Genomic DNA, 20,044 nt, shown 5'->3' with positions numbered 1-20,044 from the left:
CACATTCCTATAGAATCAAACACTCTACACCTTTTCTGGAAAAAGATTTCTGTCACAACCCTTTACATTTTTACATTGAACCAATGCCCTGAAATACGAACTGATCCCTCCAGGCATAAGGAGGCTTCTGATTGCACGGTTCCGTTTGCTTGCTTCTGAAAAAGGATTTGGGTCAAATGTTTCTTCCAAATCTTTTAATATTCCACATGAAATCAAGAATTCCGTTTGCTCCATTAATAGGTTATATTGAAATCCATAATTTAGACCACATTGCATAAGACTGTCCCAATGGATATGGTGTGTAATGTCCATTTCTCCCGGATGCTTAAGTACATCTCTTATCATTTTATGCTGGTAATAACCTCTTAAACTGCCCTCTCGATGGAGAGAATCGTTCCATTCTTCGTTTGTATACCCATAATCCACACTTAATAAGATTCCCCTCTCAAGCTTTTGTACAAGTGATTCGTAAAAATCCATCATTGGAAGAGGAATTTCAAGTCTTTGATTGTTCTTAAGCTTGATATCATATGTTTTTAAATAGTCTAATATCCCCTTATCAGATAGGGGCTCAAGGTGTTCTTCTAATCCATTCTCTCCTTTTACAATCCATACTTCATAATAAATATTTTGCCGTTTTTCAATAACATGGACAGGAAAGGCGTCAAACAATTCATTTGAGAAAATAATGCCATTTAGCTCTCCTAATGACTCGATATTCGTGTAAAATTCAACTTGATTCCATTTTGAAAGCAGTTGCTTTTGAATATTTTGATGATGCTGGCTTTTCTCAACAATGATATATTTCAATTTCTCTAATAGTGTTGGATGATGTGTTTTCATAAAAGAGAGTATATTTTGAGCAATCTTTCCTGTGCCTCCTCCCAGTTCAACGATCACCGGTTCAATTGAAAAATTTCCAAGGCAATATGCAAACCATCTTCCTAGTGTCCGGCCAAATACATCCCCCACGTTGCTGCTGGTATAAAAATCCCCGTTTTTTCCAATTTTAATGACATTACGTTGATAATAGCCTTTAGTAGGATGATAGAGTGCAGTTTCGATGAATTCTTTATAATGTATTTTCTTTGAACTCTTACTTTCTATTAAATCAAATAAGATTTTTTCCATTTTTTCTCCTAACATATGTATTTACTATTGACATAGTGTTAATTTTATTATAAAGTACTGTTATATAGTAGCTTAACTATATCCCCTCCCATTATATGAATAGAACATCCCCCAGAAAAACCCTTCTCACTGGAGAAGGGTTTTTCTATTTTTCCAAATTGTTCCTCTTTTTTAAAAACCATTTAAGAACGGATTGTGATCCATTTCCTGACCAACCGTCGTAACTGGTCCGTGTCCTGGTAAAACAATCGTTTCCTCTGGAAGTGTTAACAGCTTAGTATGGATGCTTTCGATCAGTTCTGCCTGGTTTCCTTTAGGTAAGTCTGTTCTCCCAATACTGCCTTGAAATAAGGCATCTCCGGAAAAAACAGTGCTTGACTCTTGGTGATAAAACGACACGCTCCCTGGTGAGTGACCGGGAGTTTCAAGCACTTGAAATGAAAATGAACCGATTTTTAAGCTACCTTCTTCTTTTAAATGATTCTCGGCTTTTCTTTGAATAATTTGTTTATTAGGCATAAAGAGTTGAGAAAGATTTTGTGATGGATCACTAAGCCAGGAGGCTTCTTTTTGATGGAGATACGCCTCTATCTTAAATTCATCCCTGATTGAATCTAATGCACCAATATGGTCAAAATGTGCGTGCGTTAACAGAACCGCTATTGGAACTAGGTTATTTTCTTTCACAAACTTTTTTATTCGTTCCGGCTGATCTCCTGGGTCAAAGATTATGCATTCTCTTTTTTCATTCCATAAAATATAGCAATTTGTCTGCAAAGGGCCAAGTGGAATCTGCTTCCATTCCATTCATTTCATCTCCTAAGTTCGTATCAAATTGGGAATCCTAACAAAAATATAATCTAATTGAATAACATTGTCATTTATCTTTGTTTTCAATAATCATTTTATGACATAGAAGTGTCATTTTTAAACCTCGACAAAATTTGAAAAAAACTATAAAATATTAACGAATGCAATCTTTTACTACATATTTTAGAAGATTATTCTGAATTGCACAAATGATGTGCAAAAGAAACGTTTATTTCATATGTAAGGGGGCTAGAGCATGGGATTAGTTTTTATTTTCGGTCTTGTATCTCTTCTTGCCGTATTTGCTGCATTTAGTGCACTTAAAAACAAGAATTTCCTTGGACTGTTTTTTGCCGCTGGCACGGTAGCAGTATTTGGCTGGTTCACAATTATGACTGTGATCCATCACGGATATCCAGTTGCCCATTAATAGAAAAACGACCGCCTAAAGGAACGTCAACGACCTGATGAAGCATTGTTCTTCAACTTAAGAAGTCCTAAACACTTCTCAGGAGGATGGTTATTTTCCCTGAAGAGCTGGCGCTTGAGGCAAGACAAAGAAAATTAGGAAGCGCTTTAGAATAAAGCATAAAAAATCCTTGGAGAATCTTCAAGGATTTTTTATTTGAAGAAAATGAAAGTATTTTTGTCACTTCCTAGCTAGATGAGATGTTCAAGGTGATTTCCTAACTAGTATTTTGTCCCTTCACCAAGTTTATGAGATTTCCATTTATACATGAACTCAGATGCTGGAATCAAGATGCGTCCTTGAACATTGCATAAAAGCCATCCTTTTGCCTACAAGTATATACCGGCATACAAAATCGGAGCAGTGTCACAATAAATGTCATCAAATTGAGAGAGTGGCAATGGATTAATTCCTTTCCCTAGCTCCAAAGTAAAACCTGGTTTTCTGTATGCTTGGATAAACCAATCCTTGAAGCCAGCATGACTATCCACATATTGTATCGCCTTATATCCGCTCATTTTTTCAAAACATTGTGCAATAAAACAAGCATGGGAAGGTTCATACCCTTCATAACCCCAATATATTTCTTTCCCTTGGGAATGAAGTGCAATGACCTTATCAAAATGATTCTCTTTTACAAGGTCATGCATAGCAATAGCTTCTGGCTCAGTTAATGGTTGATCCCCAGGATAGTCCCTAAAATATGGCTCTTTCGGGATTTTTCTTTCCTTCTCAATATCCCAGTTAGCAGGAAATTGGTTGTTTAAATCCACACCACGTATATTTGCTTTCCAATGTGTGAACTCATCTTTTCCATCATTCATTAGCTTAACGTCATACTTATTGTCGCTTGCCTGTATTCCGTTTAAGACTAAGTTAACACCATCCGGATTTACCATGGGAACAACGGAGATTCTTTTTTGTAAATATAAATTAAAGTAGGAATGATCGTCACTGTTCGATTCCTCATTTAGTTGCAACAACCATTCATTTAACCATTTCATTAATATGGCTGACGTAATCCATTCATTGGCATGAAAAGCTGCGTTATAATGAGTACAGTTCATTCCTTTTCCAGCTTGAATCTCATAAATTTCTTTACCCAATACACTTCTTCCAATTATATTGATTTTAATAAATGGAAATTGCTCTTTAAGCTCCTGTAAGTCATTACATAATTGTTCATACGTATATGCCTTTTTATAAATCAAAGGCTTCTTTATTTTTTTGGGAATAGAAATTGATTGTTCGATTTTTTTGCCGATTAGCTTATTATTTACTAATAAAAGCGCATCTGTTGAGATATTGTATTTACTTGATATTTCAGATATTGAATCATTACGATCCTTATTCACAGTAATTGTAGTGTATCCAGGTATTTTTACCCTTTTTTCGTTGAGGTCATCGTTTGATTGAATGTGTGGATTCGAATCTAAAATTAGTCTGTAAGGTATAGTGAAAAGTTGACTGTAGTATTGCAGCGTATCTCCTTTTCTACCATGAACTTCCATCCTTTTGCCCCCTCTCAACATCCTGTTATCACCATATGATTAGGGGGGAAAAATGATGTTTCAGACTGCCTGGAAACGCTCGCATTCATCGTCACGAACCCTACTCCGGTGCTCATTACCATTTGGGATAACTCCGCTCCTCGCACGGTTTTGTTCCTCGACTGACAAAAAATAAAAGATTGGCCTGTCGGCCAATCTTTTATTTTTTTACCTGATTCGATTTATCGTTATAATAGAAGCGGAGCAAGTCTCCGTAAATAATTTTGTCTGAGTACTCAAGCTCCTGCTTAGCTTTTTCCATGAATGGCCCACATGCCTTATCATCAGTCGGCTGTCCTGTAGCTTTATCATAGCAAATGTCTCTTGTATACACATAGTCCTTTGTAATAAAGCTACCATCACGGAGAACTGCAAAATCCATTTTTTCTTTAGAGAAAATATCTGCACCGAATTCAATGTTATTCTTATTATCGATTCCTAATAAATGAAGAAGAGTAGGTTTTACATCAATTTGTCCTGAAACTGTATGAATGGTTTGCCCTTTTTGACCAGGAACATGAATGATCAATGGCACCCTTTGAAGCTGAACAGACTCAAATGGTGTAATTTCTTTGCCTAAATATTGAGCCATTGCTTCATTGTGATTTTCTGAAATTCCATAATGGTCACCCATGATGACAATAACAGAATCTTCATATAAACCTTCTTCTTTCAAACGGTTAATAAACTGCTCAATTGCTTCATCTGTATAGCGTACTGTCGGGAAATAACGATTCAACGTTTTTGAGTTTGAATTGTACTCATCAATTGAACGATCTTCTTCATCAAGAATGAACGGGAAGTGGTTCGTTAGCGTAATGAATTTCGCATAGAACGGTTTGTTCATTGCTTTCATTTCTTTTAAATGAGCAATAGATTGCTCAAAGAATTCTTTATCTTTTAAACCCCAGTTAACAGAGTTTTCATCGTTTACATCATAATAGTCCATATCATAGAACTTTTGATATCCAAGAGATTTGTACATGATATCTCGGTTCCAGAAGCTTCTATTATTCGCATGAAGCGAAGCAGTGAAATAGCCGTGTTCATTTAAAATTTCCGGCAAAGCTTTGTATTCATTCTGAGAATGAGTAAAGAATACTGCCCCGCGACTTAATGGGTAAAGAGAATTTTCCACTAGAAACTCAGAGTCAGACGTTTTTCCTTGACCTGTCTGATGATAGAAGTTATCAAAGTAATAACTTTCTTTAATAAACTTATTTAAGAATGGTGTAATCTCCTGCCCATTAACCTTCTGATTAATAACAAAGTTTTGGGTGGATTCCATTGAGATAAAAATCAAGTTTTTACCTTTTGCAATCCCAAATAATTCATCATTTGGCTTTTTATAATTTGCACGAATGTAGTTTTCAATATCCGCAAGTTCGCTGCCATCTGCCAAAGCTCTTTGTGCTGATGATTTGGATTGTAAGAACGCATCGTATATATGGTAGTTATACGTACCGATATTTTTCACGAGCATCTCACGGTCAAACGTTCTTGTTAATAACTGCGGACGCTCTGTTTCAGCTAATCCAAGGTTAAAGAACGCAATCGCAATGGCAACTAGGAAGAAAGCTCTTCTGCTAACTTTTGTATAGTCACGATTTACAATGAAAGAAGGCTTCCATTTCATCAATGCATACAATACGAACAAATCGGCAAAAAATAAAATATCCGTTGGCTCTAACAATTCATGTACACTTCCACCCAAGTCACTCATATTGCTTGTTTGGAATAATACAGGAATGGTTAAAAAGTCATTAAAAAATCGATAAAAAACTACGTTTGCAAACAATACAAACGATACAATAAAGCTTGTAATCATAATATATCGGTTTCGATTTTTTTCTTTAAAGAACAAACCAATTCCTAAAAAGAATAACAGGAAGCTTAATGGGTTAATAAAAAGTATGAATTCTTGCTTCCAGTTTTCAATTTTAATATCAAAACTAGTTTTATAGGCTATATAAGTCTTGAACCATAAAAGCACAATTGCTACTGCAATGATTGAAATTTTTCTTGAAGAAAAATATTTTTTCAATTGGTTCACTTGTCGTTCCTCCTCATTTCATCAAGTCATCCCTTTTATATGGGAGCTTGATCTCTATATTGTGTATATGTGAGCAAGGTTTATAGTCGGTTTATCTACAATCAATGATAAAATCTTAATACTTTTTTTACAAAAAAGCAAACTGAAAATGACAATAAGAAGGTAAAATGGTATTTTCATTGTTATTCTCTTTACCCTATTATTAGACGAGCTAAACCTGAAAAAGTTTCAAAAAAAATAAATTCGTAAAATTACGAATCATCCTTTCTGAAATATCATGATATAAGGCAGCACATCTATATTTTCGAGACATAACAAGGAGCTTTCCTCTAAAAAAAGAAAAGCTCCAATCGCTATAATACCATCTTTCATTTAAAAATCAATCACCAAAATTTGTCTTTACCAGCCACCCTGCTCCAATCACTCCTGCGTCATTTCCCAGTGTCGCAATGGCCAGTTCTGTCGATTTCCTTACACGAGGAAAAGTAAGTTCCTCAAAATATTTTTTAACAGGAATAAGCAACGCATCTCCTGCTTTAGAAACTCCACCGCCAATTACAATTTTTTCAGGGTTAAGGGCATTGGCCAAGTTAGAAAGAGCGAAGCCTAAATAATAGGCAACCTTGTCTAGTACTTCTTTAGCGAGATGATCCTCATCTTTGGCACTATCGAAAACGTCCTTAGCAGTGATGAACCCGTTTCTACTTAGTTTTTTAGCAAGTGAAGAATGATTATTTCCCTTGATAGCCTCCATAGCTTGTCGGACAATCCCAGTGGCTGATGCAACTGTTTCTAAACAGCCTTTTTTACCGCAGTTACAGGGTGCGCCGTTTTCGGTCACAACTGTGATGTGCCCAATTTCCCCGGCTGCCCCGCTTATTCCGTGTAAGAGGTGTCCATTAGCAATGATACCTCCTCCAACACCTGTACCAAGTGTGACACAGATTAAATCTTTCGCTCCGTTCCCTGCACCTTTCCACATCTCTCCGAGAGCAGCAAGATTGGCATCATTATCAATGATTGCCGGCAATCCGGTTTCCATCTCAAGAAGATCTTTCAAAGGATAATCTTTCCAACCAAGATTTACCGCTTCATAAATTGCGCCGTTGATCATATTTACCGGTCCGGGAGCTCCCATTCCAATACCGAGCAAGCGGCTTTTTGGTTCACCAAGCTCTTCTAACTTTGCATCAATCGCTTTTGCAATATTGGTTGTAATGTTTTTTCCGCTATTTGAAGTGTCTGTGGGTATTTCCCATTTGTGTTTGATTTCTCCATAAAGACTGATGAAAGCCAGTTTTGTTGTAGTGCCGCCTAAATCAACACCCATTAGCCATTTTTCCATGTATCTCACCTTTTATATTTTAATGCAAGTTTCAATTCCCCTGTTTTCTAATGAACATTCAATTTGTCCCGTTCGATTTGTATTTCTTGTCTTAATAGCAACAGCGCAGTCTGAAAATCCCTGCTTTCAATAAGCTGAGATTTATAAAGCTCAATCAATTCCTCTTCCATCAACTCTAAATCAGCCAAACGCTCACCAACATATATAATTGTACCGAATTTTTTTAAAAGCTGTTGGACATCATAAATCGTTTTCATAGTTTCCCTCATCCGTATGTATTCCATTACTTAAGTATAATTCAAAGGAAATAAACACTCAAGGACGAAGAAAATTTTTAAAAAATCCTTATCTTATCTGTCTGGATCTTTCGGATGCAAAAATTTCGGGCGCCTGTTTTTTAATGGAATCGGGGACCGTACAAGGACGTCTCTAAATGCACGGTAGGAGAATGGGATAAACGGCCACATATAAGGGACTCCGAAAGATTTCATTCTTGACAAGAAAACAATCCATACTGTCATACCAATTATGAAGCCATAAAGGTTAAAGATAGCCGTTAACAACAATAACATCAGACGGACAAGACGATTGGCAAGACCAAGTTCATAGCTTGGAGTAGCGAAGGTTCCAATCGCTGCCAATGATAAATAAAGAATGACTTCGTTAGTAAGTAAGCCTACCTCCACTGCTACTCCTCCAATCATTAGTGCAGCTACGAGACCAAGCGCAGTTGCAAGTGCAGACGGAGTATGAATAGCAGCCATCCTTAGCATATCTAAGCCAATTTCAATGATTAGAAATTGAATAATGAGAGGAATATTTCCTTCTTCATTCGGACCGATAAAACGTAAAGTGGAGGGTAATAATTCTGGGTTAGTCGTAAAAAGGTACCATAACGGCAAAATAAAAACAGATGCAAAAACCGCCAAAAATCGTACCCAGCGCAAGTAAGCTCCAATAATCGGCTTATTCCTGTATTCTTCGGCATGCTGCAGGTGGTGCCAAAAGGTAGTAGGAGCTATAATCGCACTTGGAGAGCCATCTACAAAAACCACAACATGTCCTTCATATAAGTGAGAAGCTGCAGTATCTGGTCTTTCTGTATATCGAACAGTAGGATATGGGTTCCAATGTTGCCCTGAAATAAACTCTTCAATAGTCTTCTCAGCCATCGGTAGTCCGTCTGTATCTATTTTTACAATGGAATCTTTCACCTTTTGCACAATTTCATGATTGGCAATGTCGTCTATATAACAAACGACGACATCCGTTTTCGAACGTCTTCCAACTTGCATATACTCCATTCGCAAAGTACGATCGCGAATCCTTCTTCTTGTCAAAGCCGTGTTAAACACAATCGTTTCAACGAAGCCATCACGAGCCCCTCTTACCACTCTCTCAATATCCGGCTCTTGTGGCCCTCTCACAGGGTATGTTCTTGCATCAATCAGTATTGCTTTATTTACACCGTCTACGACCAAAGCGGTTGGTCCAGCTAAAACAGTATCTGCCACTTTATCTAAGTCATCTGTTGCCTCGATCTCTATGTATGGAATGTAGGTTTTTAACAGCTTTTCAAGCGGTTCATCAGATAATTGTTCTTCCGATAGTTTCAATAGCACCTTCATTAAAAAAAGTAGTATATCGTCCTTTGCAAAACCGTCTATAAGAAACAAAGCCATTTTTCTTTTGGCATATTCCACATCAAGCCTGATGACATCAAAGCTTTTTTCTACAGCTAGCGTCTCATTTAAATAGGCAAGATTCTCTTCCAATTTTGTAGATACCATTTTTTTTGTCTGGTTCATGTAATGTATACACCTCTTATCAAAATCTTCCAAAATGCTATCTAACAGCTTTGACATAATAAATGGCAAACATACATGATCGATGGACTTGAAACCTTGTCTATCCCCTTTTAGGCATACTTGTCTACATTTCCTCATATGATGATACAACGATTATGTAAGGGGATGTTGTGTATGCGAAATTGGAAAAAAACAGTTCTTCTTGTCGTAATGTTAGCAGCTGGACTGACCATTTTCTTTACCTATAAACCTGTAAAAGAAACGATCATTTATTTTCCCATTGATCCATCTGTTACGTTTTTGAAAAGCAAGACTCATTTAGCCGCTGAGGAAAAAAAAGATCAATATCGAGTAGATTGGACCGTATCATCCCAACTGGACAAAAATGCTTTTTTACGTCAGGATATAGGATTACTTTATTTAAACGGAAAACTAATCGGGATCCAAAAAGATTGGGAGCAGAATAAACAATCTTTAAATCAAGAGCAAGCTTTCACCCTATCAAATGATGGTGTCTTAGAAGGGATTAGCTTTCATTATGCTGAGTTACATCCTACACAGGAGACCTATAGGAGTGCACAATCACTATCAGATGCATTTCTGTATGTGATGGATTCAAGCGGGGCAGATTTTCATGCGTTTTCAAGGCCATTTACAGACGAAGAGGTGAAGTTTAAAAACAGAACAGATTCTATGGTTCAACAATTGCAGGAGCAAACACTCCAAAAAGCCGCAGATTCCTTTTCCTTGAATCTACAGCATTATAAAGTTCTCCCGCTTACTAAACTTAAGAATCAGGAAGCTGTATTTTTTTCCGGCTTAACTGAATCCAAACGTGCTGAGACAATTGGACAGCTTTGGGAAGGTCTTTATAAAAACTACGTAATCAACATAAAAAAAGAGAACGGCACTGTTCTAAATCCAATAAACAGCACGGTTCCCTTATTGCTTCTAAATAAAAATTTAAAAGAGCTGCTTGTTGTGACACTTGCTGAAGACGGAAGCCCTATCCTTCTTGCCCAGTTACTATAAGTTCATCTATTTGTGTTTTCAATTTTTTATAGATTGGTTCTGAAGGTTTTAATTCATGGGCTCTATCTGCATGATAATGTTTTTCCATGTTTTTTTCTTCGAGATAAACTAGAGCAACATGATAATGAGCCTGATGAAATGATTCCTTTTGCTGAATGGCTTTTAAATAAAGCTCTTTTGCTCTAGATCGATTTTTGTTGTCGATTTCAATATTCCCAAGTAAAAAATAGGATGTAGGAGCATAATCCTCTTCCTTTACAAGGGCTAGTCTATACAGTAGGAAAAGAAAAGCGACAAGCTGTAACCCTATAGTGGGATATGCAATGTCGCCATGAAAAATCTATTCATATCTAAATATGCTTTCAAGCATCTTATCTTTCAAGAAGGGTAAATTCATAGAAGATGCTACAACACTCCTTCTAATAAAAGGAACACTCAAAATCATATTTACTAAACGATACCTGTATTGATAGCCAAAGTAGGTAATGAATCCAATGAACATCAATTTCAACAGCATTTTTATCATATAAAAAATCCCTCCTTTCCTTATTTTGCTGAAAGAAGGGACTTTTTATGAATTTATTTAATGGATTCCAACACTGGTTTCATTGTTTTCTTTAGTACTTCAACAGAATGGGAGAATTTCTGTTTTTCTTCCTCATTTAAGTTTAATTCAACAATTTCGCGAATACCTTGTCGATTTACAATACAAGGTACCCCAATATAAATATCTTCATGTCCGTATTGACCTTCTAATAAAGCGGATACTGTTAGAATACAGTTTTCATCTTGTAAGATTGCTTTTGTGATTCGGACAAGTCCCATTGCAATCCCATAGAAGGTTGCACCTTTTCGTTGAATAATTTGATAGGCAGCATCTCGAACATTGACAAATATTTCTTCAAGATCTTCTTGTTTATAATCCTCTTTCTGTTCAAGTGCTTCAGCAAGTGGCTTTGCTCCAATATTTGCATGACTCCAAACTGGAAGCTCGGTATCACCGTGTTCGCCAATAATATAAGCATGAACATTACGAGTATCAACGTTAAAATACTCACCTAGCTCATAACGTAAACGTGCCGTATCTAAAATCGTTCCAGACCCGATGACACGTTCTTTTGGAAGACCAGAGAACTTCCAAGTAGCATATGTCAAGATATCTACCGGATTCGTCGCAATTAAGAAAATGCCATCAAATCCGCTAGCCATTACTTGATCAACGATCCCCTTAAAAATTCTTGTGTTTTTCTCGACTAAATCCAAACGTGTTTCACCTGGCTTTTGGTTTGCTCCTGCGGTTAATACAACAATGTCTGCATCTTTACATTCTGAATAATCACCAAACCAAATTCTCGTTCTAGAAGGGGCAAATGGAAGTCCATGGTTTAAATCCATCGCATCCCCCTCGGATTTTTCTTTATTTAGATCAATTAGAACAAGCTCTTCTGTTACTCCTTGATTTAATAAAGCGAAAGCATAGCTGCTTCCTACAAAGCCTGTTCCAACCAATACGACACGATTCACTTTCTTTTTCATCATAAAACCGCCTTTCTTGATTACAACTTTATAATCCCCTTGAATTGTAATATAGGCTCAAGCATTTTTGGACTTAGGTAAGCGTTTTATATGTTGAGATTTTGTTACAAAGTTCATAAAAACAGGAAAGATCTGCCATTTATTTACGAAATAATGATAAGGAAAACAATAGAAAAGAGAGCTGCAAAAGTAATAGACAGAAAATTAACCATATCATTATTCATCATGACAAGTCCTTTGATATGTATGGTTTTTTCTTGGCAATGAAGCGTTTTCTCCGTTTTGAGACCACATTTCACACATTGATATTCTACCTGAATCATCGACCCTAATAGTGTGTCCAAAACATTCCCGATAAATCCAAATACAGCAATAAAAAACAACCAAAAATCTACAGGAAGCCTTAAAAGATAAACGGAACATACAGCGATCACCATTGCTCCCCCAAAAGCTGCTACGGTTCCTAAAGGTGATATAGCACCTGATGTGCCTGGGTCTGCCTTTTTTCCTGTTAGGATAAAAATGGGCTTTTGTTTACTTAAAACACCAATTTCAGATGCCCATGTATCGGAGTTAGCTGCGGCAATAGCTACAAGAAAACCAGCTAAAAAAAAGTCATGAGGAAATAAGAAATAAGCAAAAGCAAAGAATGCTGACGTACTTCCGTTTGCAAATACTTGGATCCAATCTCTTCTTCCGCTTTTTTCATTTATTTCATCCACTCGATCTTTTTGTCGTTTTTTATATTTTGACCAAAAGCTTGAACTTGCAAAAAATAATCCTAATATGAGCAGCCCCTTCCATCCGAAGCCTATCGCGGTGAACGCACCGATCAACACTGTGGCAATAGCACCAGAGAGCGTCAACGATTTGACTAAATAACCTGCAAAAGCTGTGATCAAAATAAGGACCGCATATAAAAGATTTTCAATGTTCACAAACAATTACCTCATTCGGAGTGATAATTTTATCAACTGGCAAATCATGACTTTCGACCGGTATATGATCTAACAGTTGATCAGAAAATGCCAAAGATACTGTTTTACCGCTATATTTGGATAGATATCGGTCATAATATCCACCTCCAAATCCTAGTCGGTACCCTTTACGGTTAAATGCCAATCCTGGTACGAACATTAAATCAATGTCAGTATCTTCTACAAGCTCCGTTTTTTCTAAAATAGGTTCCCATAATCCGAAAAATACACGTTCTAGCTGCTCAAAACTTTCCAGTTTCCGAAAATGCATCGTTTTGGATTTTGGTTCGCATTTTGGTACTGCTACCTTTTTCCCATCCATCCAAGCATTCTCGATCATACGGCGAGTATCGACTTCAGGAAAATTCGAAATGGTAATAGCGATTAACTTTGCTTCTTCCCATTCTTTCAAATTTCTAACATTTTGTGCAATCAGAGAGGATCGCTTTTCATAGGATGACTTGGACATACTATGTAATTTTTGCCGGATTTGGTTACGAACAATTTTTTTCTCTTCCATTTATATATATGCCATCTCCCTATATCTATTTATAAAAAAAAACAACAGGATACCTCCTGTTGTTTACTTTGTTTCACGATGTAAAGTCGTGCGTTTTTCTCTAGAGCAGTATTTTTTAAGCTCTAAGCGATCTGGATTGTTACGTTTATTTTTTGTTGAAATATAGTTACGATCTCCGCACTCTGTGCAAGCTAACGTAATATTAACGCGCATTGTATTTCCCTCCAAACATCATGTCTTCTTCACATAGGACTTTTCTATAATATCACTTTTCATTATGAAATGCTAGTCTTTTTTAGAGAAGTCATCATCATATAAAACACTGTTTATATTAAAACATATTAAGTAATCTGGCTTCGATTTCGTTTATTTTCTCATTTGTATCCGCACCAATCGTCCAAATCATCCCTTCTACCGAGCTTTCAGGCGCTAACTCTGTTTCCAGGGTAAAAACACTGCAAAGGTTACCGCTTGCAAGAGGTGATATTGGTAAAAAACCCTCTTCTATACAGCGAAAGATTGGTTGGTTTTGGTCTTGATTATAATCTCTTATACAATACTGGGTTAGTCCTTTTCCATTTAATAATCCGCCAAGCATAACCACTCCACTTTGTGAATAATGAAGGATTGCATTTTTCGCCGGACTATAAAAGGCCAGACTTTTCTCATTTGATTGATGCTTATATTGAACAATCACTTTAAACAACCTTCTTGTAGCACTTGAATTATATAACCTAAACTTCAATTCCTCATGGTCTTTGCCTTTTTTATTCGAATAAACCGAAAAAGTAGAAGAAAGATCCTCATTTTTATTGGAAGAAGGGAACTTCCATGTGAAAGAACAATGGCTCCACACTCCAACTCTCCATGTGCACTTTTCGTCTATGAATGGTTCTAAAGAATGACATGTCCATTCATGATTAGGATTTTGTCGGTTGATGGCAGAGTGTACGTTCATTGGCTTCACCTCTTTGAATGCTTTCTTTTAAACTTAGATCATTAAAAATTCGTTCTGTTTCTAAGGCGACTCTTTCCCAACTGAATAATTTCAAAGCAACCTTTTTCCCGCTTGCAGCCATTGAACTTGCTTTTTTCGGATTAGATAGTAAATAGATCAGTGAATGTGCTAAATCACTTGCATCTCCTGGCTTACACAGCATTCCGGTTATTCCTGGCTGTATAATCGCTTTTAATCCACCCGTTTCCGATACGATTACAGGTTTTTGGGCGACCATTGCTTCCAAAGCCACAACACCAAAAGGCTCATAAAGACTTGGGAATACAGCCGTATAACATTCCTTTAATATAGAATTTCTCGTTTTATCATTGACAAACCCAATGAAATGAAAATACTCTTCCATTCCCTCTTCAGCTACTTTACGTCTGTATGTTTCTAGAAGTGGTCCTTTACCAGCAACTAAAAACAATATGTCTTTATAGCTTTCGTGAACTTTTTTCGCTGCACCTATTAAAATATCAAAACCTTTTTCTGGTACCATTCTTCCCCATGAAAAAATCATTTTCCGTTCTTGAAATTGTGACCCTTCATCTTCCAAGAGCATTTCTTCAGGAAAAATACCATTTGGAATAATAGAAATCTTCCCATCCTCACAAGAAAAAAGTTCCTTCACTTCATTTTTCATATATTCACTGCAAACAATAATGTGATCCGATTGCTCAACCAACATTTGCTCCTGCCCATGGATGAACCTGTGCATGGCTGTATGGATCCCGTTATTCCTTCCCGATTCGGTTGCATGGATTGTTGAAATTAGTGGAATAGCAAAATGTTCTTTCACCGTAATAGCAGAGGCTGCAACAAGCCAATCATGTGCGTGTAAAAGAGCAGGCTTGCTATACTCCGTAATTTCCTTGATCTTTTCCACTATTTGAAGATTAAGTCCTGATACCCAGTGGATAAAGTCTTCTTCAGATGGATAATAGGGCTGGACACGATGGACGTGTACGCCGTTCATTAATTCATATTCTTTTAAATCATATTTACCGGCAGTTATTACGTGAACCTCATTTCCTTTTGACGCCAGTGTAGTAGCCAGTCCATTCACATGTCTTGAAAGACCTCCAATCATGTTAGGAGGATACTCCCAAGTAAGCATAATCAACTTCATTTTGGAATCTTGCTTTGTTGGTTCTACAATTCGTCTGCTAGTAACAGCAGGCAAATAGTCTACTAGGCGATGATCCTTGTCTAAATAGGAATCTTCAAGTTCATGGATTGCTCGATTGACAGAGCCCCATTGCTTGAAGGCATGAATTCGCATGTAAAAAGAGTGTAAACATTCTTCTTTCTCTTCTGCTGAAGATTTTTCATGTATAAAATGAGCCCAATCTCTTGTTATAGCATAAAAGAGGTCAGACAGCTCTGAAGGTTTTTTTGCAGTACTCACATCCGATAGGAAATGCTGAATGTCTTTTTCCATATCCCATATTTGTTTGATCCATGTACTTTCCTTTTCTGAAAATAACTGACTTTTTTTATCCCCAATTCCCCAATAAGAAAAATCTAGATGAACTGTTTGTCTTTCATGTATGTTTTCTGACAGCTGACACCCCAATGTTCTGTCACTCATTTGTTGAATAAAATCAAAAGTAAGGAGGGTGTTTGCTAGAGAAATATCTGCAATAATAGAAAAGTCTTTCGATACTGGGAGATCTATTTCAGCTGGTGAAGAAATATAAATACCAGGAGCACAAACAATTCCATGTGGAGAAAATACGGGTTGATCAATCCGGTTGGCATGAGGATCACTGTATATAAAGGAATGTTGATCTAATAAGGTGCTATCGTACCCTGCGTGAAAAATGATCTTATCCAATCCTGGCTGGAATGCTCCTTTCGGAAAAATAAACAAGGTCGGTCTTTTCTTAAAATGTTGTTCATAGAGCTTTTGTGCCTCACGTACCTGTATATGTACAGCACAAGAAGTCTGGTGCATTGTAAGAGGAAAATAAGCAAGACTTGTAGCAGCAAGAATGATTTTTTTATTCGATATAAAATGATTGATCACTTCAATGAGGTTAGATCCACAAGACTCTATAATGGGAGATTTTCTTTCTATTGCCATATTTTTGAATTTAACTTGTACCTCTCTGTCTGCTAGCAACTCGACAGTAGTACCAGCCAATGCCAAGTAAATGGATTTTCCGACAGGTAGTGAATCCACTTTTTCAAATAAATCAATAAAAGTATTAAAAACATTTTGAATATATTTATGCTTTTTCAATCTATATAAGGAATAATTCGCAATGAAAATAACCTGCATGCATTTCCCTCCTCTCAATTGCTTCCCCTATGATAATAGGAATAGGTACTTACGTGTTCAATCCAATTAGGCTTTTCTCCTTTTCCAAGCTTCCAATCATCGATATCTTGAGACAATCTGTTACATTCCGAAAAATCATCTCTCGGTGTTTGAATAGGATTTGAACGGATCAAAGGAATGAAACTTCCATTTTCAAAGATCATACCGTAGTCAGCTAAGTAGGAACGACCGGATTTCAAACCACTTACATGCCAATGATTTCTGTCTTCGACATAGAAATCCCAATATATTTGGGCATTATGTCCATTAAAAAGCGTATGGGTTACGTCATATACCCTTACTATTGGCTTGAATTGTCCAAAGGAAACACTATAATATTTTTCTAGCACGGATTTTCTTAATTCAGAAATCACCCAATATAGCAAACCAGTTTCTTCATTAATTAGTGTGAAGAACATATTACTTTCCATGGAATAGGATGGTTCAGGTTTGACATGTAGGTTTGCAGTAGAAACAACAATAGCTTTTGATTTTCGCTTGATCTTTTTTTCTGCAGACTTCGCTAAAATATCTACATCTTGTTCTTTTATATATTTGTTCCATTTGTATTGAACTTTTCCAACCGTTGAATCGAGCTGAGCTGCAATTTTCCGGAATGATAGCCCTTCATCTCTTAACTTAATAATTTGTTCAATCATCGTTACACCTCCAAAAGCAAACTTAACATTATATGCAAATTTTTTTAAATAATTCGTCATTTCTTCTATTATTATGGTAGCATTGAACATTTACTGACACAATAAACGCAATTTGTCGAGTTCTGCTGAAGCAGACAGGATATAGTAAACTTCCGAAAAAAATTTTTTCTAGTTTTAGAATTTGCTTTCTTTAACAATTTTTCGACATTCTTCATCGCTTTGGTTACGACAGAAAGCAACATGATATCCTGTTTTCTGTAAGAATGATGTAAAAAAATATATATTTTTTCATTTGTTTTCCCAGAAAACGAAAAAAATGTGTATGATAGACTTATAGTAGATGCATCTTTGATACAAGTTTTAGAGGTGAGAAAGTGAAAATTATCTTTATTGGACTATTATGCTTTTCCATTGTATTGCTTATTATTTCTTTCTTTAAGAAGGACCGGGTTTCAAAGCTTGAAGAGGATCTTGAGCAGCTGTCCCTTACATATATGCAGGATCTTTATCAATTAAAAAGGAAAATCAAAGTGCTAGAAGAGGAAATGCTCATTGATGGAGATTTGTCCACAAGCGATGATTTTTCCATGATTAAACCTATACCTGTCAAAAGACCTGTTAACGAAATTTTAAAAAACCAAGTCTTATCCCTATACAATCAAGGATTATCACTCGACCAAATTGCAAAGCAATCAACATTATCAAAAGATGAAATCATCGGAATCATTGAAAATTCCAGGGTGAAAGGGTACTGAACATGAATAGAGGAAGTATTCAAGGATTTTCGGCAGGGATTATTTTCGCAACTTCTATTATTGGAGGCTATTATTTTTTGTCTGCAAAAGATGACGGGCTGTCCTTTCATACTGCCAAACAAGTCATTGAGCAGGAAGGCTATACAGTTGTGAAAAAAAACAATCAAAAAATCAAACAACCCGAGAAAGCACCTGAAAATTTAGGGTCAACACAAATAAATAAAGAAACGAGCATGGAAGATCCTAGCAAGCAAACGAAAGTAGATTCTTCTCAAAATGATCCAACGAAAAAGACCAATAATCAAAACCAAAATCAACCAACTAGCAGTCCTTCTTATACATTAACCATCAAATCCGGTATGACGTCAGAAACAATCGCAGACCTTCTTGTAAAAAATGGGATTATTAAAGATGATAAAGCGTTTATGCAATACTTGGACAGAAACAATTTAAACACAAGAATCCAAATCGGATCATTTGTATTAACAAAAGAAATGAGCATTGAGCAAATCGCAAAGACCATTGCGAAATAAAACTGAAAAAAGGATAAAACCAAAGGCCCATCCTTTGGTTTTATCCTTTTCTTAATTATTCAAATCAAAATGACGTCCTCTTACAAGGTAATAGATGCTTTCTGCCACATTTGTAGCGTGGTCTGCAGTTCTTTCTAAATATCGAGCCACGAATGAAAATTGTGTGACTTGCTGTTGATTATCATTTGAATGCTTGAGGAGATTTACAATGATTTCTCCATAAAGGGCATCAACCTCGTCATCCATTTCAGCAATTTTTTTGGCTAGCAGTACATCTTCATCATTAAAAGCCCTGAGCGATAGTTCTAGCATTTCCAAAGTGAGTTCATGCATCTTTTTCAAACGGTCGAGGGATGTGATAAACGATTCTTTTCCTATCCTAATGGCTGACTTCGCAATGTTCACTCCAAAATCAGCCATTCTCTCGATATCAGAAGCAATTTTGATCGCCACAATAATTCTTCTTAAGTCAATAGCAACCGGCTGTTGTTTTGCAATTAAGAGAATAGCAAAATCATTAATTTCTTCTTCAAGCATATCTGCTTCTGTATCGTCCTCAATTATTTTTAATGCTAAGTCAATATCTTGTTTTTCTAATGCTTCGAAGGAAAGCTTTAATGATTTTGTAGCTAAGTTGCCAAGATCCATTAATTTTTGCTTAAGCTCTTTTAGTTCGAAGTCAAATTTTTCACGAACAGGCATACAAATTCCCCTTTCCGATTATCCGAAGCGTCCTGTAATATAATCTTCTGTTCTTTTGTCTCCAGGATTGGAGAAAATAATATTTGTATCATTAAATTCTACGATTTCCCCGTTTAAGAAAAACGCAGTTTTGTCGGAAATCCTTGCAGCCTGCTGCATGTTATGGGTCACGATGATAATACTGAAGTTTTTCTTCAATTCTTGAACAAGCTCTTCCACTTTTAATGTTGAAATTGGATCAAGAGCTGAGGTCGGTTCATCCATTAAAATGACATCTGGTTCAATAGCTAGACAGCGTGCAATACACAAGCGCTGCTGCTGACCTCCGGATAATCCGTATGCATTTTGATGAAGACGGTCTTTTACTTCATCCCAAAGCGCAGCCCCTTTTAAGCTTCTTTCAACGATTTCATCTAAAATCTTTTTATCTCGGATCCCATGAATTTTCGGTCCATAAACAACATTTTCATAAATGGATTTTGGGAAAGGATTTGGTTTTTGGAATACCATCCCTACTTTTGTTCTTAATTCTTCTACTTTATAGGAACGATCTAAAATATTTCGTCCTCTATATTTGATCTCACCAGAAGTCTTTACACCAGGGACAAGCTCAATCATTCTGTTTAAGGTCTTAATATAAGTGGATTTTCCACATCCAGATGGTCCTATGATCGCCGTTACTTCATTTTCATAAATATCTAAATTAATGTTCTTTAAAGCATGATTTTCTCCGTACCAGAGATTTAGCTGAGACGTTTCATAAACGATCTCTTTTTTGTTATTTGTTTGATTAAAATGATTCGTTACAAGATTTGTCTTGTTTTCTAATGTAGCATTCATG

The 20,044-nt window shown here is 36.3% G+C and carries 21 protein-coding genes; 4 read left to right on the top strand and 17 right to left on the bottom strand.

What is annotated here, in order from left to right; all coding sequences use genetic code 11:
• Nucleotides 1-24: 24 nt before the first annotated feature.
• Both GD441_RS02950 and GD441_RS02945 read right to left on the bottom strand, forming a co-directional pair.
• Nucleotides 25-1,131: a class I SAM-dependent methyltransferase gene (locus GD441_RS02950; protein ID WP_191992085.1), complete on the bottom strand. Its 1,107-nt coding sequence runs from the start codon at nucleotides 1,129-1,131 to the stop codon at nucleotides 25-27.
• A gap of 171 nt (nucleotides 1,132-1,302) precedes the next feature.
• A complete protein-coding gene (locus GD441_RS02945) occupies nucleotides 1,303-1,938 on the bottom strand; it encodes an MBL fold metallo-hydrolase (RefSeq protein WP_153123503.1) in 636 nt (211 codons plus the stop codon).
• Between the two features lie 259 nt (nucleotides 1,939-2,197).
• Here GD441_RS02945 and GD441_RS02940 point away from each other — a divergent pair, with 259 nt between their 5' ends.
• Entirely contained in the window at nucleotides 2,198-2,371 is a 174-nt protein-coding gene (locus tag GD441_RS02940) for a DUF2759 domain-containing protein (protein ID WP_153123501.1), read from the top strand.
• A 368-nt stretch (nucleotides 2,372-2,739) separates the two neighbouring features.
• Here GD441_RS02940 and GD441_RS02935 read toward each other — a convergent pair whose 3' ends face one another.
• The 5 genes from GD441_RS02935 to GD441_RS02915 all read right to left on the bottom strand — a co-directional run bounded on the left by GD441_RS02935 (nucleotide 2,740) and on the right by GD441_RS02915 (nucleotide 9,166).
• Nucleotides 2,740-3,921: a M14 family metallopeptidase gene (locus tag GD441_RS02935; RefSeq protein WP_153123499.1), complete on the bottom strand. Its 1,182-nt coding sequence runs from the start codon at nucleotides 3,919-3,921 to the stop codon at nucleotides 2,740-2,742.
• Nucleotides 3,922-4,120: 199 nt separating this feature from the next.
• The gene (locus GD441_RS02930; protein ID WP_225434117.1) at nucleotides 4,121-6,013 is read right to left on the bottom strand and encodes an LTA synthase family protein; all 1,893 of its coding nucleotides are present in this window, start codon (nucleotides 6,011-6,013) and stop codon (nucleotides 4,121-4,123) included.
• Nucleotides 6,014-6,392: 379 nt separating this feature from the next.
• Nucleotides 6,393-7,358, bottom strand: coding sequence for an ROK family glucokinase (locus GD441_RS02925; protein WP_153123497.1), 966 nt, complete (start codon nucleotides 7,356-7,358; stop codon nucleotides 6,393-6,395).
• Between the two features lie 47 nt (nucleotides 7,359-7,405).
• Nucleotides 7,406-7,615 (bottom strand): YqgQ family protein, encoded by a 210-nt coding sequence (locus tag GD441_RS02920; RefSeq protein ID WP_153123494.1) that lies wholly within the window; start codon nucleotides 7,613-7,615, stop codon nucleotides 7,406-7,408.
• 93 nt (nucleotides 7,616-7,708) lie between these two features.
• On the bottom strand, nucleotides 7,709-9,166 hold the full coding sequence (locus GD441_RS02915) for a spore germination protein (protein ID WP_153123492.1): 1,458 nt from the start codon (nucleotides 9,164-9,166) through the stop codon (nucleotides 7,709-7,711).
• A 174-nt stretch (nucleotides 9,167-9,340) separates the two neighbouring features.
• Here GD441_RS02915 and GD441_RS02910 point away from each other — a divergent pair, with 174 nt between their 5' ends.
• Nucleotides 9,341-10,198 carry a hypothetical protein gene (locus GD441_RS02910; protein WP_153123489.1) on the top strand — a complete coding sequence of 286 codons (858 nt, stop codon included), beginning with the start codon at nucleotides 9,341-9,343 and terminating at the stop codon, nucleotides 10,196-10,198.
• Between the two features lie 340 nt (nucleotides 10,199-10,538).
• Here the strand turns inward: GD441_RS02910 and GD441_RS02905 are convergent, their stop codons facing one another.
• The 8 genes from GD441_RS02905 to GD441_RS02870 form a co-directional block, all read right to left on the bottom strand.
• Nucleotides 10,539-10,724, bottom strand: coding sequence for a hypothetical protein (locus tag GD441_RS02905; RefSeq protein ID WP_153123487.1), 186 nt, complete (start codon nucleotides 10,722-10,724; stop codon nucleotides 10,539-10,541).
• A gap of 53 nt (nucleotides 10,725-10,777) precedes the next feature.
• The gene (locus GD441_RS02900) at nucleotides 10,778-11,734 is read right to left on the bottom strand and encodes an L-lactate dehydrogenase (RefSeq protein WP_153123485.1); all 957 of its coding nucleotides are present in this window, start codon (nucleotides 11,732-11,734) and stop codon (nucleotides 10,778-10,780) included.
• 143 nt (nucleotides 11,735-11,877) lie between these two features.
• Complete coding sequence (locus GD441_RS02895) at nucleotides 11,878-12,672, bottom strand: DUF92 domain-containing protein (RefSeq protein ID WP_153123483.1); 795 nt, start codon at nucleotides 12,670-12,672, stop codon at nucleotides 11,878-11,880.
• Nucleotides 12,662-13,231: a 5-formyltetrahydrofolate cyclo-ligase gene (locus GD441_RS02890; RefSeq protein ID WP_153123481.1), complete on the bottom strand. Its 570-nt coding sequence runs from the start codon at nucleotides 13,229-13,231 to the stop codon at nucleotides 12,662-12,664. Before GD441_RS02890 ends, GD441_RS02895 begins: the two co-directional genes overlap by 11 nt.
• 63 nt (nucleotides 13,232-13,294) lie before the next feature.
• The gene (rpmG, locus tag GD441_RS02885; RefSeq protein ID WP_153123479.1) at nucleotides 13,295-13,444 is read right to left on the bottom strand and encodes a 50S ribosomal protein L33; all 150 of its coding nucleotides are present in this window, start codon (nucleotides 13,442-13,444) and stop codon (nucleotides 13,295-13,297) included.
• 118 nt (nucleotides 13,445-13,562) lie between these two features.
• On the bottom strand, nucleotides 13,563-14,189 hold the full coding sequence (locus GD441_RS02880) for a hypothetical protein (RefSeq protein WP_153123477.1): 627 nt from the start codon (nucleotides 14,187-14,189) through the stop codon (nucleotides 13,563-13,565).
• Nucleotides 14,152-16,515 (bottom strand): glycosyltransferase, encoded by a 2,364-nt coding sequence (locus tag GD441_RS02875; protein ID WP_153123475.1) that lies wholly within the window; start codon nucleotides 16,513-16,515, stop codon nucleotides 14,152-14,154. Before GD441_RS02875 ends, GD441_RS02880 begins: the two co-directional genes overlap by 38 nt.
• A 14-nt stretch (nucleotides 16,516-16,529) precedes the next feature.
• A complete protein-coding gene (locus tag GD441_RS02870) occupies nucleotides 16,530-17,213 on the bottom strand; it encodes a DUF4912 domain-containing protein (RefSeq protein WP_191992084.1) in 684 nt (227 codons plus the stop codon).
• A gap of 374 nt (nucleotides 17,214-17,587) precedes the next feature.
• On the opposite strand from GD441_RS02870, the gene GD441_RS02865 reads away from it, so the two are divergent.
• Nucleotides 17,588-17,968 (top strand): hypothetical protein, encoded by a 381-nt coding sequence (locus GD441_RS02865; protein ID WP_153123471.1) that lies wholly within the window; start codon nucleotides 17,588-17,590, stop codon nucleotides 17,966-17,968.
• 2 nt (nucleotides 17,969-17,970) lie between these two features.
• Nucleotides 17,971-18,501: an endolytic transglycosylase MltG gene (locus tag GD441_RS02860; protein WP_153123469.1), complete on the top strand. Its 531-nt coding sequence runs from the start codon at nucleotides 17,971-17,973 to the stop codon at nucleotides 18,499-18,501.
• A 51-nt stretch (nucleotides 18,502-18,552) separates the two neighbouring features.
• Here GD441_RS02860 and phoU read toward each other — a convergent pair whose 3' ends face one another.
• Together phoU and pstB are read right to left on the bottom strand one after the other, a co-directional pair.
• The gene (phoU, locus tag GD441_RS02855) at nucleotides 18,553-19,203 is read right to left on the bottom strand and encodes a phosphate signaling complex protein PhoU (protein ID WP_153123467.1); all 651 of its coding nucleotides are present in this window, start codon (nucleotides 19,201-19,203) and stop codon (nucleotides 18,553-18,555) included.
• An 18-nt stretch (nucleotides 19,204-19,221) separates the two neighbouring features.
• On the bottom strand, nucleotides 19,222-20,043 hold the full coding sequence (pstB, locus tag GD441_RS02850) for a phosphate ABC transporter ATP-binding protein PstB (RefSeq protein ID WP_153123465.1): 822 nt from the start codon (nucleotides 20,041-20,043) through the stop codon (nucleotides 19,222-19,224).
• Nucleotide 20,044: the final 1 nt, after the last annotated feature.

The sequence above is a fragment of the Peribacillus tepidiphilus genome, assembly GCF_009466385.1.
GTDB classification, from domain to species: Bacteria; Bacillota; Bacilli; order Bacillales; family DSM-1321; genus Bacillus_BN; species Bacillus_BN tepidiphilus.
Note: the sequence above shows the minus strand (reverse complement) of the source record. Positions and strands in the feature narration are given on the sequence as shown.

Excerpts from the sequence above, each read along its gene's own strand:
- GD441_RS02950 (WP_191992085.1), bottom strand. The coding sequence starts at position 1,131 with ATGGAAAAAATCTTATTTGATTTAATAGAAAGTAAGAGTTCAAAGAAA.
- GD441_RS02945 (WP_153123503.1), bottom strand. The coding sequence starts at position 1,938 with ATGGAATGGAAGCAGATTCCACTTGGCCCTTTGCAGACAAATTGCTAT.
- GD441_RS02940 (WP_153123501.1), top strand. The coding sequence starts at position 2,198 with ATGGGATTAGTTTTTATTTTCGGTCTTGTATCTCTTCTTGCCGTATTT.
- GD441_RS02935 (WP_153123499.1), bottom strand. The coding sequence starts at position 3,921 with ATGGAAGTTCATGGTAGAAAAGGAGATACGCTGCAATACTACAGTCAA.
- GD441_RS02925 (WP_153123497.1), bottom strand. The coding sequence starts at position 7,358 with ATGGAAAAATGGCTAATGGGTGTTGATTTAGGCGGCACTACAACAAAA.
- GD441_RS02920 (WP_153123494.1), bottom strand. The coding sequence starts at position 7,615 with ATGAAAACGATTTATGATGTCCAACAGCTTTTAAAAAAATTCGGTACA.
- GD441_RS02915 (WP_153123492.1), bottom strand. The coding sequence starts at position 9,166 with ATGAACCAGACAAAAAAAATGGTATCTACAAAATTGGAAGAGAATCTT.
- GD441_RS02910 (WP_153123489.1), top strand. The coding sequence starts at position 9,341 with ATGCGAAATTGGAAAAAAACAGTTCTTCTTGTCGTAATGTTAGCAGCT.
- GD441_RS02905 (WP_153123487.1), bottom strand. The coding sequence starts at position 10,724 with ATGATAAAAATGCTGTTGAAATTGATGTTCATTGGATTCATTACCTAC.
- GD441_RS02900 (WP_153123485.1), bottom strand. The coding sequence starts at position 11,734 with ATGAAAAAGAAAGTGAATCGTGTCGTATTGGTTGGAACAGGCTTTGTA.
- GD441_RS02890 (WP_153123481.1), bottom strand. The coding sequence starts at position 13,231 with ATGGAAGAGAAAAAAATTGTTCGTAACCAAATCCGGCAAAAATTACAT.
- rpmG (WP_153123479.1), bottom strand. The coding sequence starts at position 13,444 with ATGCGCGTTAATATTACGTTAGCTTGCACAGAGTGCGGAGATCGTAAC.
- GD441_RS02880 (WP_153123477.1), bottom strand. The coding sequence starts at position 14,189 with ATGAACGTACACTCTGCCATCAACCGACAAAATCCTAATCATGAATGG.
- GD441_RS02875 (WP_153123475.1), bottom strand. The coding sequence starts at position 16,515 with ATGCAGGTTATTTTCATTGCGAATTATTCCTTATATAGATTGAAAAAG.
- GD441_RS02870 (WP_191992084.1), bottom strand. The coding sequence starts at position 17,213 with ATGATTGAACAAATTATTAAGTTAAGAGATGAAGGGCTATCATTCCGG.
- GD441_RS02860 (WP_153123469.1), top strand. The coding sequence starts at position 17,971 with ATGAATAGAGGAAGTATTCAAGGATTTTCGGCAGGGATTATTTTCGCA.
- phoU (WP_153123467.1), bottom strand. The coding sequence starts at position 19,203 with ATGCCTGTTCGTGAAAAATTTGACTTCGAACTAAAAGAGCTTAAGCAA.
- pstB (WP_153123465.1), bottom strand. The coding sequence starts at position 20,043 with ATGAATGCTACATTAGAAAACAAGACAAATCTTGTAACGAATCATTTT.